At 67.5% G+C, this 15,526-nt stretch carries 12 protein-coding genes and 1 tRNA gene; 4 read left to right on the forward strand and 9 right to left on the reverse strand.

Annotation, left to right across the window (positions count from 1 at the left end; all coding sequences use genetic code 11):
- Positions 1–62: 62 nt before the first annotated feature.
- The 3 genes from CLV49_RS17550 (at position 63) to CLV49_RS17560 (ending at position 2,621) form a co-directional block, all read left to right on the forward strand.
- On the forward strand, positions 63–869 hold the full coding sequence (locus CLV49_RS17550) for an ABC transporter permease (protein WP_243696509.1): 807 nt from the start codon (positions 63–65) through the stop codon (positions 867–869).
- Complete coding sequence (locus tag CLV49_RS17555) at positions 869–1,627, forward strand: ABC transporter ATP-binding protein (protein WP_106564691.1); 759 nt, start codon at positions 869–871, stop codon at positions 1,625–1,627. The genes CLV49_RS17550 and CLV49_RS17555 overlap by 1 nt, the downstream gene beginning before the upstream one ends.
- Before the next feature lie 76 nt (positions 1,628–1,703).
- Positions 1,704–2,621, forward strand: a complete 918-nt coding sequence (locus CLV49_RS17560) for a hypothetical protein (protein WP_106564692.1) — start codon at positions 1,704–1,706, stop codon at positions 2,619–2,621.
- A 39-nt stretch (positions 2,622–2,660) separates the two neighbouring features.
- Here the strand turns inward: CLV49_RS17560 and CLV49_RS17565 are convergent, their stop codons facing one another.
- From CLV49_RS17565 to CLV49_RS17585, 5 genes are all read right to left on the reverse strand, one after another.
- Positions 2,661–3,968 (reverse strand): hypothetical protein, encoded by a 1,308-nt coding sequence (locus CLV49_RS17565; protein WP_106564693.1) that lies wholly within the window; start codon positions 3,966–3,968, stop codon positions 2,661–2,663.
- A 31-nt stretch (positions 3,969–3,999) separates the two neighbouring features.
- Positions 4,000–4,884: a glycosyltransferase family 2 protein gene (locus tag CLV49_RS17570; protein ID WP_106564694.1), complete on the reverse strand. Its 885-nt coding sequence runs from the start codon at positions 4,882–4,884 to the stop codon at positions 4,000–4,002.
- Positions 4,877–5,689, reverse strand: coding sequence for a CDP-alcohol phosphatidyltransferase family protein (locus tag CLV49_RS17575; protein ID WP_106564695.1), 813 nt, complete (start codon positions 5,687–5,689; stop codon positions 4,877–4,879). Before CLV49_RS17575 ends, CLV49_RS17570 begins: the two co-directional genes overlap by 8 nt.
- The gene (locus CLV49_RS17580; RefSeq protein ID WP_106564696.1) at positions 5,673–6,767 is read right to left on the reverse strand and encodes a glycosyltransferase family 2 protein; all 1,095 of its coding nucleotides are present in this window, start codon (positions 6,765–6,767) and stop codon (positions 5,673–5,675) included. Before CLV49_RS17580 ends, CLV49_RS17575 begins: the two co-directional genes overlap by 17 nt.
- A 121-nt stretch (positions 6,768–6,888) precedes the next feature.
- Positions 6,889–8,607, reverse strand: a complete 1,719-nt coding sequence (locus CLV49_RS17585; RefSeq protein ID WP_106564697.1) for a S1C family serine protease — start codon at positions 8,605–8,607, stop codon at positions 6,889–6,891.
- Between the two features lie 127 nt (positions 8,608–8,734).
- Between CLV49_RS17585 and CLV49_RS17590 the strand changes: the two genes are divergently transcribed.
- Positions 8,735–9,934: an aminotransferase class I/II-fold pyridoxal phosphate-dependent enzyme gene (locus CLV49_RS17590; RefSeq protein ID WP_106564698.1), complete on the forward strand. Its 1,200-nt coding sequence runs from the start codon at positions 8,735–8,737 to the stop codon at positions 9,932–9,934.
- 10 nt (positions 9,935–9,944) lie between these two features.
- On the opposite strand, the gene CLV49_RS17595 is transcribed toward CLV49_RS17590, so the two are convergent.
- From CLV49_RS17595 to CLV49_RS17610, 4 genes are all read right to left on the reverse strand, one after another.
- Positions 9,945–10,937, reverse strand: a complete 993-nt coding sequence (locus tag CLV49_RS17595; RefSeq protein ID WP_106564699.1) for a DNA topoisomerase IB — start codon at positions 10,935–10,937, stop codon at positions 9,945–9,947.
- A gap of 197 nt (positions 10,938–11,134) precedes the next feature.
- Positions 11,135–11,208 (reverse strand) — tRNA-Met (locus CLV49_RS17600).
- Positions 11,209–11,288: 80 nt separating this feature from the next.
- Positions 11,289–14,207 carry a UPF0182 family membrane protein gene (locus CLV49_RS17605; RefSeq protein ID WP_166426841.1) on the reverse strand — a complete coding sequence of 973 codons (2,919 nt, stop codon included), beginning with the start codon at positions 14,205–14,207 and terminating at the stop codon, positions 11,289–11,291.
- 60 nt (positions 14,208–14,267) lie between these two features.
- Positions 14,268–15,419 (reverse strand): YlbL family protein, encoded by a 1,152-nt coding sequence (locus CLV49_RS17610; protein ID WP_106564700.1) that lies wholly within the window; start codon positions 15,417–15,419, stop codon positions 14,268–14,270.
- Positions 15,420–15,526 lie beyond the last annotated feature (107 nt).

The raw sequence follows: 15,526 nt of genomic DNA on the forward strand, positions 1-15,526 counted from the left end.
GTGTGAGAGGGGCCGGCACGCGCCTGCGCGTGCCGGCCCCTTTTTCCGGATAAGTTGGTGACGTGAGTGAACCCGACTCGGTGAGCCCGGCGAAACGGTCGCCCGCCTCCCGATACCGGCACGCGCTCGTCCTGCTCACCGCCCGCGATCTGCGTGTCCGCTATTCGACGAGCGCGCTCGGCTATCTGTGGTCCATCCTCGACCCTCTCGTGATGGCGGGCATCTACTGGTTCGTCTTCTCCGTGGTGTTCGATCGAGACGGTCGCATCGGCGAACAGCCGTACATCGTCTTCCTGCTCGTCGCGCTCCTGCCGTGGATGTGGTTCACCGGTGCGGTCTCCGACAGCACTCGCGCATTCCTCAAGGACGCGAAGCTCGTGCGCTCCACCTCGATCCCCCGCACGATCTGGGTCAATCGCATCGTCGCTTCGAAAGGCATCGAGTTCGCGGCGGCGCTTCCCGTCCTCGCGGTCTTCGCGATCGTGAACAACGCCGGCGTGGGCGTCGAGGCGCTCTACTTTCCGCTCGCGATGGTCATACAGGCCGCGCTCACGATCGGGGTCGGGATGCTCGTCGCTCCCCTCGTGGTCTTCTTCCGTGACCTCGAGCGTGCCACCAAGCTCGCATTGCGCTTCCTCTTCTACGCATCGCCCATCGTCTACGGCACCTCCGATCTTCCGGAGCAGCTGCACTTCTGGGCGGCGTTCAATCCGCTGAGCGGCATCTTCTCCCTGTATCGCGCCGCATTCTTCCCCGGCCAGCTCGACCTCTTTCTCGTCGGAGTCTCAGCAGCGATGTCCCTTCTCTTCCTCGCCGTCGGTCTTATCGTCTTCCGTCGCTGCGAGCGCGCCGTGTTGAAGGAGCTGTGATGGCCGATAAAGGTACGGCTATCGCCGTCTCGGGTGTCGGCATCCGCTTCCGTCGCAACAAACGCGGGCGACGTACCTTCAAGGACCTCTTCGCCGGACGCAAACGCCGCTCGCGGCCGAACGAGTTCTGGGCTCTCCGGAACGTCGACTTCTCGGTGGCCCGCGGCGAGTCCATCGGCGTCGTCGGCCGGAACGGGCAGGGCAAGTCGACGCTGCTCAAGCTCGTCGCCGGCGTCGTCCTCCCCGACGAGGGAACGGTCGAGGTCATGGACGGTGTCGCCCCGCTCATCGAGATCACCGGCGGCTTCGTGAACGACCTCTCCGTCCGCGACAACGTGTATCTGACGGCCGGGCTCCACGGCATGACGAGGGCCCAGATCGATGCCCGATTCGACGACATCATCGGATTCGCGGAGATCGAGGACTTCGTCGACACACCGTACAAGCATCTGTCGAGCGGAATGAAGGTGCGGATCGCCTTCAGCGTCATCTCGCAGCTCGACGAACCGATCCTCCTCGTCGACGAGGTCCTGGCCGTGGGAGACCGAGCCTTCAAAGCCAAGTGCTATCAGCGCATCGACGAGATGCTCGCGGGCGGGCGCACCCTCTTCTTCGTCTCGCACAACGAGTCGGATCTGCGCCGGTTCTGCTCGAGGGGGCTCTACCTCGACCGCGGAGCGCTCGTCCTGGACGGTCCCATCGGGGACGTACTCGATCGGTACAACGACGACTACAACAGGCCCGCCGCCGGCGCGTGATGCGACAGCGCTCGCACATCCCCCGCGCTGCTGCAAGACTCAGCAGCCGGTCGGATGGGCCGCATAGACTTCACGAGTGAATCGGCAAGCGGACTTCCAGACGGTGAGCTCGACGGATCATCCCGCATGGGTGAAGGGCGTCGACCGGGTGCTCGCGGTCCAGCGACCAGCCGTCGTCGCGTACGTGCGCGGCATTCGCCGCCGCTATCCCGGGGCCACTCCCGAGCAGCTCGTGAAGGTGCTCGAGCGCCGTTACCTCACCGCCATCACGGCGGGCGGGGCCGCTGTGGGAGCCACAGCCATGGTGCCGGCGATCGGCACGGGCGTCACGCTCGCGCTCTCGGGGGTCGAGACGGCCGGCTTCCTCGAGACCACCGCCCTGTTCGCCCAGTCCGTCGCCGAGGTCCATGGCCTGTCGATCGAAGACCCCGTGAGAGCCCGTGCGCTCGTCATGTCCCTCATGCTCGGGCGGACCGGCGCCGACCTCGTCAAGCAGTTCACGGGGCAGGCGATGGGTCAGGCCCCCGCACGCAAGGCGTTCTGGGGCGAGATGGTGTCGTCGAGCATCCCCCAGGTCATGATGGGTCCCGTGGCCGACGAGCTCAAGAAGCGATTCCTTCGCAAGTTCGCGGTGAACCATGGAGCGTCACTCATCGGCAAGGCCGCGCCCTTCGGTATCGGCGCCGCGATCGGAGGCGTCGGCAACAACATCGCCGGACGCCAGGTCGTCGCTGCGACACGGACAGCCTTCGGCCCTGCACCGTTCGTGCTTCCCGCTGAGCTGGAGCCATCCGAACGCGGCTCGCGATCCGAGCGAGGACGTTCCATCCGCCTGCCGTTCGTCAAGCGTCGCCAGATCGAGGCCGCCTCGGACGACGGGATCGATCCGCTCCCGGACGACACGTCATCCACCGACGGCTTCGACCACGCTCCCGGCCGGAACGAAGCCTCCGATCACGACGAAGCCGAGACGCGAGCATCACGCGACCGCTGACGTCGACGAGTCGACCGGTCGACGTCGGCACGAACCGCCCTAGTCGCCGTCGTCGTCCGGGTCGTCGACGTGCGTTGTGTGCTCGCCGACGCGTCGGCGGGCGAGATCGGTATCCCCGTCACCCGCGTGGAGGGCTGCGGACCGCTCCCACTCGGCCATGAGGTGGTCGACGGCCGCGTGGAAGCGTCTCGTGGCCTCCCCCGGGGTCGGGTCGCCGAAGTAGTGACGAGACCAGTAGTCGATGCGCGACACGGTCTCTTCATCGTGCAAGAGTCTCTCGACCTCACCGACGATCCCCGACGCCCCGTCGACGGTCAGCCACTCGCACGCCGTCAAGTACCCTTCGGAGTCCACGGTCGCCGCCGGGTCCACCGGCCGTGTGACCATCAGGGGCTTTCCCGTGGCGAGTCGGTCGTAGACCATGGCGGAGATGTCGACGACGGCGACGTCCGCGGCCGAGAGCTGCCATCCGAGCTCGGGTCCATCGTCGAAGATGTGATGCGCGCCGGGGTCGGCGCGATTGGCCTCGGCGAGCATCGAGACGATCGTCTTCTTGGCAGCGCCGTACTCGGCATCGACGACGCCCGATCGCGGATGCGGCCGGAAGATGACGCGATGCCGACCCGTCGCGAGGAGTTCGCGCACGAGCGTCACCCCGTGGCTGGCGATCGATCCGTACGCGGCCGACGCCCTGTCGCCCTCCCAGGTCGGAGCGTAGAGCACGACCATCCGCTCGTCCGGCGTGTACGGCAGCTCTCCGGAGAAGTGGTCGGCCTGTGGCCGACCGATCGGAATCGCCCTCTTCTCGAGGTCGAAGTCCCACAGTGCGCGACCGAGCCGGGCGAGTGCCGCATCCCCTGCCACGAGACTGTAGTCGTACGCCTTGAACTGGTTCGTCGTCATGTACATCTTGTCGCTCTCACCGTGATTGATGAAGACGTGCCAGCGACGGCCATAGCGGAACATCTGGAAGTTGCGCGCATTCTGGTTGACGTAGAAGACGATGCGGATGTCCTGCTCCGCCAAGGTCTCCTCGAGGGCGACGACCGTCCTCACATACGCCACCGGCAGAGGCGACTCCTCGAGGAGAGCGGCTGCAGCCGTCGAGCTCCTGCTGAGGATGAGAACAGGCCACCGCTCCGCGAGCACGGCCAGAGGCTTGTACCACTGACGGATCTGATACATGTTGACCCTGCCGTCGGCGAAGTACACCGCGACCTTGAACCGACCCGGCTCGATCGTCGGGCGAGAGGCGAGGGTCCTCGACAGCTCGCGCGACGCCGAACGCGAAGCGAAGGCCCTCCGCAGCAGCCGAACGGCCTTGCGGGAATCGGACAGGAGAGGCATGACCTCCACCCTAACCGCGGAAGATAACGGTTCAGATAACGGGAGGACGCCCGGCACGCGCCATGCGGAGGACGGTGCGCCAGGACATCGGCCGTCTCTCCCCCGGGGACGAGCGCCAGCCTTCCGACCAGCCGCCGAACCACGCCGAGAGCGCCGACGGCATGCGCCACCACCGCACAACGGTCACGGCGGTCCACGACCCGACGTAGAGCGGGATGAGTGGGAGCGGCAGATTCCGGCGAGCGAGCCACACCCGGTTGCGCGCGTTCAGTCGGTAGTAGTCCGCGTGTCTCGTGGGATGGACGACAGGGTGCTCGGCGACGAGGTCACCCGCGTACCACGCCCGTTTGCCCTGGTTCCAGACGCGCCACGCGAGCTCGATCCCCTCGTGCGCGTAGAAGAACTCGTCCCCCCAGCCACCAGCACGATCGAAGACGTCGCGCGGGAGCAGGACAGCGGCCTCGAGACAGGAGAAAACGGCGCTGGAGTCGTGCCGGTCCCCCTTCCTCATCCGCGGTATCCAGCGGAGCGGTGGCTCCACATCGTCGCGACCTTCAAGCCGGGGTTGGATGAGGCCGATGCTGGGGTCTGCGGCGATCAGACCGATCGCGTCGAGGAGGAAACCCCGGCTCGGGATTCGCGCGTCGTCGTCCAGGAAGAAGACGTACTCGCCCGAGACCCGGGCCGCTCCGCGATTGCGGCCGGCGGGGATACCGACGTTCGTCTCGATTCCCAGCCCGTGCACGCCGTCCGGCAACCCGGTCGGATTCCACCCGTTGCCGACGACGACGATGTCGGTGTCGACCCCGTCTTGCGCGAGCACGCTCGCGATCCCCTCGGCGAGCTCCACCGGCCGGTCCCCCTGCGTGAGGACCACGACGCCCACTCGCGGTGTGGTCGCAGCGAGCTCAGGCACTGACCCTCTTCGACGCCATGATGGCCACGAAGTGGCCGACGAGGGTCACGACGCCGAGCGCGAGCAGTCCGATGAGGGTCCAGCGCATGGCGACGACGTCCCCGACCGCGAGACCCACGACCGCGGCCACGAAGATCACCATCGAGAGTTCGACGGAGTGGAACAGGCGGTGGAAGGGCACGAATCTGGCGATACGGCGGGCGACGGCGAGAAGCCCGCCGCGCGGTGCGCTCTCCCCCTCCGTGTAGGTGAGCTTCGGGGCGCCGAAGTTGGCGCGGGAGACGCGAACCATGTCGTTGAGCGCCTTGTTGAGCACGATCACGAGGGCGAGGAGCGCCCCGAGCGTGGTCCAGAAGAAGTCCTCCGGGGCGTCGACCGGATATCCGGCCGCGCGGATGGCGAGCGCGAGGGGAATCAGCGCCTCCGTCGAGTAATGTCCGACAGCGTCGAGGAACATCCCGGCCGGTGACGAGGTCTTCCGCCACCGCGCGACCTCACCGTCGCTGCAGTCCACGAGCATCTGGAGCTGGCCGAGGACGAGCGCGAGAGCAGGACCGGCGAACCCCGGGATGAGGAGGGCCGCGGCGACCGACCAGCCCGTGAGGATCATGAGGCCCGTCACACCGTTGGCACTGATCGAGGTCTTCAGGAGGACCCACGTGAGGTACGGGGAGATGTCCCGGAGGTAGAGCGACGCCGTCCAGTGCTCGGCGTTCCGGCGGCTGCGGACCTCCGGCGGCTGCGCGACGGCCCTGAGCTCAGCGAAACTGGAGGGTTTCGCGTTCCCGTCAGCTCTTTCGTGCATCACTCTTGGCCGCGCCTTTCTTGTACGTCTGCGCGGCGATGTTGCTCGCGAGCGACAGGTACCCCAGCACGAAGCCGACGCCCCAGCAGAAGTGGATACACGGCAACACTACGAGAAACCACATCATGGTGCGGACGCCGTCCGGGCGTGCCACCACGACCGCGGATGCACCGACGATGAGCGCATAGGCGACGGGCGCACTCCATCCCAGCAGGAGAACGGGGCCGGCGGGACTCCCGACGACGGCGAGCACGAGGCCGAGAAGACCGAGCACCACGCCGAGGGAGACGCCGAGGACGAGGACAGGAGGCGCGAAATACCGGAGCCTGCGCGAGCCGGCGATGAGGCGGGTGAGCTCGCCCCGCCACAGCCCGGTCGAGAAGAACTGACGTCCGAGCCGCGAGAGTGTCGAGCGGGGCCGATACGTGACCCGGAGATCGGGCGTGAACCAGACGGTCCCTCCGGTGGAACGGATCCGCTCGTTGAGCTCCCAGTCCTGGCCGCGCTTGATCCGCTCGTCGAACAGCCCGACGCGCTCCAGGGCACTCCGCCGGAAGACCCCGAGGTAGACCGTGTCGGCCGGGCCCTCCGCTCCGCCGACATGGTGCGGGGTGCCTCCGAGGCCGATACGCGAACCGTAAGCCCGAGCGACCGCCTTCTCGAAGGCCGAGGTCCCCCGCGCATCCATGATGCCACCGACGTTGTCCGCGCCCGTGCGCTCGATCGTCTCGACCGCGACACGCGCGTAGGAGGTCGGAAGCACCGAGTGCGCGTCCACGCGGATCACGATCGGGTGCCGAGACGCACGGATCGCGATGTTCAGACCGGACGGGGTGGTTCCCGCCAGATTGTCGACCACGGTGATGCGCGGGTCCGCGCGGCCCATCTCCTCGACGAGCTCGTTCGTGCCGTCGATCGACGGTCCGACGGCGATGACGACGTCGAACTCGCCCCGGTAGTCCTGATCGAGCAGGCTCTGGACCGCCGCACCCACATGGGTGACGTCGTTGAGGACTGGCATGACGTAGGAGACTCCCGGCAGAGCCGTGACAGGCTCATCTGGCCGCGGTCGTTCCATGTTCTCCACTCGCAATTCGGGTGCGCCCGAGCTTATCAGGGGGCGCCAGACGGACCTGGGAGTGGACGTGCGAACGGCCGCGCGGACCAGGAGTCCGCGCGGCCGTTCGGCCGGTCGACGATCAGAGGACGAGCTCGCCGAGCGTGACGTCGACGGTGTATTCCTTCCCATCCCTCTGGAAGACGACGGAGGCCGTCGATCCGGCTGCGAGGGCACGGACCTGAGCCGTGAGGTCGGTCGCCCCCGTGATCGGCACGCCGTTGAACGAGGTGATGACGTCACCCGATCGGATGCCGGCCTTCTCGGCCGCCCCGTTTGTCGACACCTCGTTGATCACGGCACCGGCCACGGTGCTGCCTTCGACGGACGACGAGTCGCCGACCGTCGCACCGAGCAGTCCGTGGGTCGCCGAACCATCCTTGATGATCTCGTTCGCGATCCGCTCGGCGATGCTCGACGGGATCGCGAAACCGACGCCGATGCTGCCGGACTGCTCACTCGAGGAGCTCCCGCCCGCACTCGCGATCGCGACGTTCACCCCGATGAGTTCGCCGTCGTCGTTCACGAGGGCACCGCCGGAGTTGCCGGGGTTGATCGCCGCATCCGTCTGGACGACGGGCAGCGAGATCGACGCCGTCGCCTGCGTACCCCCGCTGTCCTGACCCGGGATCTCGAAGCCCCAGGTGTCGCCGCTGTCGCTGCCGTCCTCTCCGTCCGTGGTGTCGGGCACGGCCGACGATGCGACGGTGATGCTGCGGTTGAGGGCGCTGATGATGCCGTCGGTGACGGTACCGGAGAGGCCGAGGGGTGCGCCGATCGCGACGACGTTGTCCCCCACGTTGAGCTTCGAGGAGTCCGCGAACTCCATCTTGGTCATCCCGCTCGCTCCATCGAGCTTGATCACCGCAAGATCGAAGACAGGATCGGTTCCCACGATCGTCGCAGAGTAGATCTTCCCATTGTTGTCCGTGACCTGGATCGTCGGATCGGATGCGCTGCCATCGAGGGTCACGACGTGGTTGTTGGTGAGGATGTAGCCGTCCTCGCTCAGGACGATCCCCGATCCGGTGCCCGAACCGTCCGAACCGGCGACCGCGATGGTGACGACGCTCGGCGACGCCTTGGCCGCGACAGCCGTCGTGCGGTTGACCGATTCGGTGTCATTTATCGTGACGTTCTGCGTTCCCGTCGCGGTGGACGAGACCGACGTCGGCGACTGCAGCCCGTTCATGAGGGCGAACGCTCCGGCGCCCGATGCGCCTCCCACGAGTGCTCCGATCGCGAGACCGGCGACGAGCATCGTGGATCCGCGACGCTTGGTCGTGGTGCGTGCGGGGGCGGACGGGACCGCGCCGAAGATCGGGTTGCCGAAAGCATCGCGTGTGTCCCTGGGCGCGTCGCCCGACGGTGCGGTCGACGCGTACGGGTGGAACGCCTGGTGGTCGGACGGCCGCCCGGCGGAACCGGTGGGCTGCGTCGGCGCACCGAAGGCTGGCGCTGCACCAGCCGTGCCCGCACCGGGGCCCGACGGGCCGTGCTGGTGGGCCGAGACACCGTGCGCGGCGGGAGGCACCATCGGCATCGGCGATGAGACGTTCGGCGCCACATAGGGGCTGGCCGGTCGCGGAGGGACGTCGGACGACCACTCACGGGAGTGTGCGGCGTTCTCGCTCGTGGACGGGGCACCGGCTCCGCCGACGACACCGTGGCCGGCGGCGTGCTCTGTCGACGAGGCTCCAGCCGCGGCGTCCGACGAATCCTGGACTCCACCCGACACGTTGGCGTCGTCTGCGTGCTTCTCGGAATCCGGTTCGTGCGAGCCGGTGGTGTTCTCGGTCATGGTGTTCTCCTTTTTCCAACCGGGGTAAGCATGTCGCCGGAGTCTGGACGTTTGATCGACCGTGTCTGTGAGTGAGCTTTGGCCGAGCCGAATCCTCGCCGGGGGTCTCGGTCGCTAGCCTGGAGGAATGACCAACGACAATGGGCCGTGGCGTCGTGTCGGCGAAGGAGCCGGTCTGCTGCGAGCTGACGGCACGATCGCGGCGACCGTGTTCGCCGAGATGAGCGCGCTGGCCACGCGAACCGGAGCCATCAACCTCGGGCAGGGCTTCCCTGATGAGGACGGTCCGATCGAGGTCCTCGAGGCGGCCAGAGAAGCGATCGCGTCAGGCGCCAACCAGTACCCGCCCGGCCGGGGTGTATCAGCCCTCCTGGAGTCCATCGCGCGGCACCAGAGGCGGTTCTACGGGCTCGAGGTCGACCCGGGCACGGAGGTCCTCGTCACAGCCGGTGCGACGGAGGCGCTCGCTGCGTCGATCCTCGCGCTCGCCGGGCCGGGCGACGAGGTCGTGACCTTCGAGCCGTACTACGACGCCTACGCCGGCCTCGTCGCTCTCGCCGGGGCGCGCCTCGTCACGGTGCCCCTCCGGTGGCCGACGTTCTCTCCCGATCCGGACGAGCTCCGTTCCGCGGTCACGGATCGCACCCGGATCATCCTCGTCAACGATCCCCACAATCCGACGGGTGCGACATTCGACGCCACGACGCGTGAGCTCATCGTGGATCTCGCGCACCGGCACGATGCCGTGATCCTCACCGACGAGGTCTACGAACACCTAACGTTCGACCGCCCCCATGTCCCGATCAGCACGATGCCCGGCGCCTGGGAGCGCACCATCACCGTCTCCTCCGCCGGCAAGACGTTCAACACGACGGGATGGAAGGTGGGCTGGCTGATCGGCCCCGCCCGCCTCGTGACCGCTGCGCTCACCGTGAAACAGTTCCTCACCTACGTCAACGGTTCGCCGTTCCAGCCGGCGATCGCCCGCGGGCTCGATCTGTCCGACCGGGTGTTCGACGACATCGCCTCGTCCCTCCGTGACAAACGGGATCTCCTGACAAGCGGACTCCGGAGCGCGGGATTCGACGTCTCCATCCCGGCCGGGTCGTACTTCACTGTCGTGGACGCGGCTCCCCTGGGCTTCGACGATGCCGAGTCCCTCTGCGCCCGGCTCCCCGACCTCGCCGGTGTCGTCGGCGTGCCGGTCACGGCTTTCGTCTCGACCGGCTCCCGCGCGTCCTACCGGTCCCTCGTGCGTTTCGCGTTCTGCAAGAGGCTCCCGGTGCTCGAGGACGCGTCGGCGCGCCTCGCCGCGCTGCGTCCCTGAGGCGGCCCGACTAGGAGATCGCCTCGGTGGCGCCGGGTCGGAGCAGGTCGACGAGAGCGGCTTCGCCGGCGTGTCCGCGGGCGGGGCGCGCGGTTCGGCCGTTCTCGTAGAGCGTCAGGACCCGCGGATCGATGTAGCTCGAGCGGGCGATCGCCGGTGTGTTGCCGAGCGTCGCGGATGCGGCCTTCACGGCCGTCACGACGGCTCGTTTGCGGGCCGTCATGGTCTCCTCCGGCCCCGTGAGAGCAAGCGACTGCGCGGCGACCGATGAGCCATGAAGGGTGCGGAAGTCCTTCGCACTGAAGGCCTCGCCTGCCAGCCCCCTGATGTAGTCGTTCGCATCCTCCGCGGAGAGGACCCGCCAGCGCCGGCCGTTCTTCCAGGCGAAGACGCGCGAGGCCTTCCCTCGACGGCGCCGCAGCGAGCGGAGGACGGTGGCGAGGTCGCCGTCCGTGATCTCCGAGTGCCACTGCTGCGAGCTCTTACCGGGGAAGTGGAGCGTCACGACGTCCCCGGAGATCAGCAGATGCTCTCCGAGCAGGGTCGACAGCCCGTACGAGCCGTTCTCGTCGGCGTAGCGCGCTCCTCCGATGCGAGGGGCGGCCGTGTCGAGCAGTCGGAACATCGCGGCCAACACCGCATCCCTCGACGTCGGATCCCCCCGCAGATGCCGCGTGACGGTCGGACGCACCCCCGGTAGCGCGCCGGCGAGGTCGAGGGAGCGTTCGAACTTCGCGATGTCCTGCTTCTCGCGCCACGCCTCGTGGTAGATGTACTGCCGGCGACCGGCCTCGTCGGTTCCGACGGCCTGGATGTGCCCGTTGGCGTACGGCGAGATCCACACGTCGGCCCAGGCCGGTGGGATGACCAGGTCGACGAGACGTTCCCGCGCCTCCGGATCCGTGATGGTGGCCCCGGACTCGTCCAGGTAGCGGAATCCCCTCCCGGACTTCCGTCGCGTCCATCCGGGACCTGAGGAGACACTCCGACGCAGCCTGACCATTCCGTCACTGTAGGTCGCCGGAACCGCGTACCGCCGCCCGATGCGCGAGCCCCCCACACCCTGCTACGGTGCGCCCGCATCCGCCTCCGGTCGCTGGTGACCACACCCTCGGCCACGGCAGACCCCCTGCGTCCCATACGCGGCAGTTGACCTTAAAAGGAACAGGCCCGGAATCAATGATTCCGGGCCTGTCTTTGTTGCGGGGGCAGGATTTGAACCTACGACCTCTGGGTTATGAGCCCAGCGAGCTACCGAACTGCTCCACCCCGCGGCACAAGAATTTACTCTAGCACGGGATCTGCACGGCGTCGAATCGAGCCGATGGGGCGGCCTCCCGGCCGCCCCGATCGGCTATTCCCCGAGCAGTTCGAGGGCGCGATCGACGGCAGCCGTGAGCTTGTCGTCGGCCTCGCCGAAGGCGGCGAGATCGCCGGCCTCGAGGGCCGCCTGCTTCTCCTCCATCGCGGCTTGCGCGTCCGCCAGAGCGGCCGCGAGTTCGGCGTCGATCCCCGTCGAGGGGGTGTCTGCGCCGCCACCGGTGTCCGGGTCCGTGGGTGTCTCCTCACCGCCGCCCTCGTTCTCGGTGGGAACGTCGCCGTCACCGGCGCTCGCACCCGAGTCGCCGCCGAACAAGGAGTCGAGCGCCTGATCGAGCGTGTCTTCGAACGCGATCTGATCGCCGAAGCCCACGAGCACCTTCTGCAGGACCGGGTAGCTCGTCTCACCCGTGGACTGGACGTAGACCGGCTGGACGTAGAGCAATCCCCCACCGACAGGGAGGGTCAACAGGTTTCCGTTGAGCACGTCGGTCTGGCCCTGCCTCAGGATGTTGATGAGGGACGACACGGTCTGATCCGAGTTGAAGTCGTTCTGCATCTGTCCGGGGCCCGGCACGGTCGATTCATCCGGCATCGTCAGCAGCCGGAGCTTGCCGTATCCGTCGCCCTTCACCCCGTCTTCGGACCCGGCGTCCGCGTCCACAGCGAGGTAGCCCTTGAGGACGTTCGACGCGTCCTCGCTCGAGGCGCCTCGCGGGATGAACGTCGAGTAGAGCGAGAAGGACGGCTCGTCCTGCCCCGGCATCTGCAGCGTCAGGTAATACGGCGGCTGCAGACTGTTCGTGTCAGCCGACTCCTGCGGGTCCGCAGGCGTCTGCCACGCGTCCGTCCTCGAGTAGAAGCGTCCGGCGTCGGTCACGTGGTACTGGCCGAGGATCGCACGCTGCACCTTGAACAGGTCGGTCGGGTAACGGACGTGGCTCATGAGGTCGCCCGACATCTCGTCGATCGACTTCACGGTCGACGGGAAGATCTTCTGCCACGTCTGCAGCACGGGGTCCGACTCGTCCCACGCGTAGAGCGTGACCGTGCCGTCGTACGCGTTCACCGTCGCCTTCACCGAGTTGCGGATGTAGTTGATGTCGTCGATCGCGTAGCGCTGGGCCTCGGAATCCGAGTCGGCGATCGAGTTCGAGAGGCTCACCGTGCGGGAGTACGGGTAGGCGTCTGACGTCGTGTAGCCGTCGACGATCCACACGACCTCGCCGTCGACGACGCTCGGGTACGGGTCGGAGTCGAGCGTCAGATACGGCGCGACCTTCTGGACGCGCTGCACCGGGTCGCGGTCGTAGAGGATCTGGGATTCGCTGTTCACCGCGTCGGACAGGAAGATCTGCTCCGACTGGAACTTGAGCGCGTACACGAGGCGGTTGAACACCGTGTCGAGCTTCGGCCCGGCGTCGCCGTCGAACGTGTTGTAGGTCTCGGTCGCGCCGTCCTCGCCCGACGGGTAGTCGAGTTCTCTCGGGTCGGATCCCTCCGGTGCTCCGACGATCGAGTACTGGGGCGACTGCTCGCCGAAGTAGATGCGCGGCTCGTAGTCGCCGAGCTCGCCGCTCGTGGGGATGCCCGACTCGAAGAAGACGGGCTGACCGTCGGACGACCGCTGGTTTCCGTATGCCGCGACGACACCGTATCCGTGCGTGTAGACGACGGTGTTGTTGTACCAGGACGAACCATCGCCGAGACCTGACTGCCGCAGCTCGCGAACCGCGATCACGGTGTCCTGGCTCTCGCCGTCGATGTCGTACCGGTCGACGTCGAGCTCGCTGTTGAACCCGTAATAGGTCTTGAAGCGTTCGAGCTGGGTCACAGCCGGGCTGACGATGGCGGGATCGATGATGCGGATCGACGCTGTGGTCTCGGCGTCCGAACGGAGCGCCCCCTGAGAGGCCTCGGTGGTCGCCGAGTACGCGACCTCCTCCACGTCGGCCACGTCGAACGCATCGCGTGTCATGTCGATGTTCCGTTGGATGTACGGCTGCTCGAGGACACGTGCGTTCGGGTCGACGGAGAAGCGCTGCACCACCCACGGGTAGAGCGATCCGACGACGACGCTGGCGACGAGCAGGAGTGCGGTGCCGACGAGCGGGAAGCGCCACCGTCCGATGAACGCCGTGACGAAGAAGAGCACGGCGATGAGCACGGCGATGCCCGCGAGGATCTGGCGTGCGGGGATCGTGGCGTTCACGTCGGTGTATGCGGCACCCGTGATGAGGTCGCCCGTCTGTGTCAGCGTGACGTACTGGTCGAGCCAGATGCTCACGGCCTGCAGGAGCAGGTAGAGACCCGCCAGGATCGCGAGCTGGATGCGGGACGACTTCGAGATGCGCAGCTCGCGACCGTTGACACGGACCGAGCCGTACAGGTAGGCGACGGCCGCGGTGAGCAGGGCGGAGATGAGGACGACGGCCGACGCGAAGGCGACGACACCGCGGTAGAACGGGAGCTCGAACAGGTAGAACGAGAGGTCGAGCCCGAACTGCGGGTCGGTGGTGCCCGTGACGGTGCGGTTCAGCCAGAGGAGGGTGGTCTCCCAGCGGCTCGAGGCGGAGAGCCCGGCGAAGAGTCCGAGGACGGCGGGGATCGCCCACATCGCGAGACGGCGAAGGGGCTCGACGAGCTCCTGATACCGGTCGAGCTGCGAGTTGAGCTTCGCGTAGACCGGTCGGAGGCGGTACGCGAGGGTGAGACTGAGCCACACCGGCACGGCCATCGCGACGAATCCGATGGCGAACATCACCGCCACGGCCGCCCATTGGGTTGTGAGGACCGACGAGTATCCCAGCTGGGCGAACCAGAGGTAGTCGGTGTAGAGACCCGAGAACAGGAAGAACGCGACCACGAGCGCTCCGACCACGACGAGCGTGATCGCGAGCGGGAGGCGTCTCCTGCTGGGTGACTCTGAGCGGGCGGTGGATGCAGAGGTCATTGCGTGTTGGCCTTCATCGGTTTGGGAGGTGCACCCAATCCTACGTCGGCTGGCTGAGCATCAGCCCGCGACGACCTCGTCGCACGTGGTGAGCGAGGAGGTGTCTCCCCCCTCCCCCGTCGTCTCGAGCACCTCGAGTGCGTCGTCGAGCGTCGAGACGGCGTACACGTCGAGTCCGTCGGGCACGTGACCGACGACTTCGTCGCAGTTCGACGCAGGAGCGAGGAACAACTCTGCGCCGGCGTTCTTCGCGCCGTACAGCTTCTGGCGGATTCCGCCGATCGGACCGACGGCCCCGGTGTCATCGATCGTGCCGGTCCCCGCGACCGTGCGCCCGTCGTTCAGCGGCCCCTCCGTGAGCTTGTCGATGATGCCGAGCGCGAACATCATGCCGGCACTCGGACCACCCACGTTCTCGAGCTGGATCGACACGTCGAACGGGAAGTCGTAGGTGCTCGCGGCGATGATGCCGACGGCGACGCTCGAGCTGCCGTCGTCGAGAGTCTGCTCGGCCGGCGTGACTTCGACCGTGAGCTCCTCGCCATCGCGCAGGACCTCGAACGAGACAGGCTTCGACGCGCCGTTGTCGGCGATGATCCGGCGGAGCGTGGTGACGTCCGTCACGGCTTCGCCGTTGGCGCTCTCGATCACGTCACCGACCTCCAGGACGCCGTCGGCCGGGGCTCCGTCCGAGAGGTCGCCGACGGTGACCTGCTGACCGATGTCGTAGCCGAGCGAGCGCAATGCGGCTGCTACCGCCGTCTGCTGGGAGTCGGTCATGAGGGTCTGGTTCTCCTCGTCGCGCTGCTCGCTCGTGACTCCCGGCGGGTACACCGAGTCGATCGGCAGGACGGCCTTGCTGGAGTCGAACCACGCCGACGCGACCTCGAACCAGGTCGGCCGCTGCTCCGGCGTTCCGACCACACTGACGGTCAGCATGTCGAGCGAGCCGTCGGTCTCGTACGTTTCGGCTCCCTCGATCTCGATCATCGGCACCTCGTCGCCGTCATCACCGGTCGGGACCGTACCCAAGGTGTCGAACACCGGCCCCGGCTGCTGCACCACGTATGGACTGGGCGCGAGGGCGAGGACCGCGAGGAGCAGGAAGGCGACGGCGAGGGCGATCCACCCGGCCGTGTGTCCACGACGACGCGCACGACGAGGAGCGGCTTGAGCCGGGTGCACGACGAGATCGTCGTCGAAGAGAGACACGTCAGGGGTCCTTTCCGCGGTGTTCGCGGCGGGCGGACGACCCCTGGCCCGCACCGCGACATTCCGTCAGGTTCAGCGACTAGCGTAGATGGCCCGACACGGTGCTC

The sequence above is a fragment of the Labedella gwakjiensis genome (assembly GCF_003014675.1).
In the GTDB taxonomy this organism is placed as follows: domain Bacteria; phylum Actinomycetota; class Actinomycetes; order Actinomycetales; family Microbacteriaceae; genus Labedella; species Labedella gwakjiensis.

Coding starts and splice junctions, on each gene's coding strand:
- CLV49_RS17555 (WP_106564691.1), top strand. CDS start 869: ATGGCCGATAAAGGTACGGCTATCGCCGTCTCGGGTGTCGGCATCCGC.
- CLV49_RS17565 (WP_106564693.1), bottom strand. CDS start 3,968: ATGCCTCTCCTGTCCGATTCCCGCAAGGCCGTTCGGCTGCTGCGGAGG.
- CLV49_RS17575 (WP_106564695.1), bottom strand. CDS start 5,689: ATGCACGAAAGAGCTGACGGGAACGCGAAACCCTCCAGTTTCGCTGAG.
- CLV49_RS17580 (WP_106564696.1), bottom strand. CDS start 6,767: ATGGAACGACCGCGGCCAGATGAGCCTGTCACGGCTCTGCCGGGAGTC.
- CLV49_RS17585 (WP_106564697.1), bottom strand. CDS start 8,607: ATGACCGAGAACACCACCGGCTCGCACGAACCGGATTCCGAGAAGCAC.
- CLV49_RS17590 (WP_106564698.1), top strand. CDS start 8,735: ATGACCAACGACAATGGGCCGTGGCGTCGTGTCGGCGAAGGAGCCGGT.
- CLV49_RS17595 (WP_106564699.1), bottom strand. CDS start 10,937: ATGGTCAGGCTGCGTCGGAGTGTCTCCTCAGGTCCCGGATGGACGCGA.
- CLV49_RS17605 (WP_166426841.1), bottom strand. CDS start 14,207: ATGACCTCTGCATCCACCGCCCGCTCAGAGTCACCCAGCAGGAGACGC.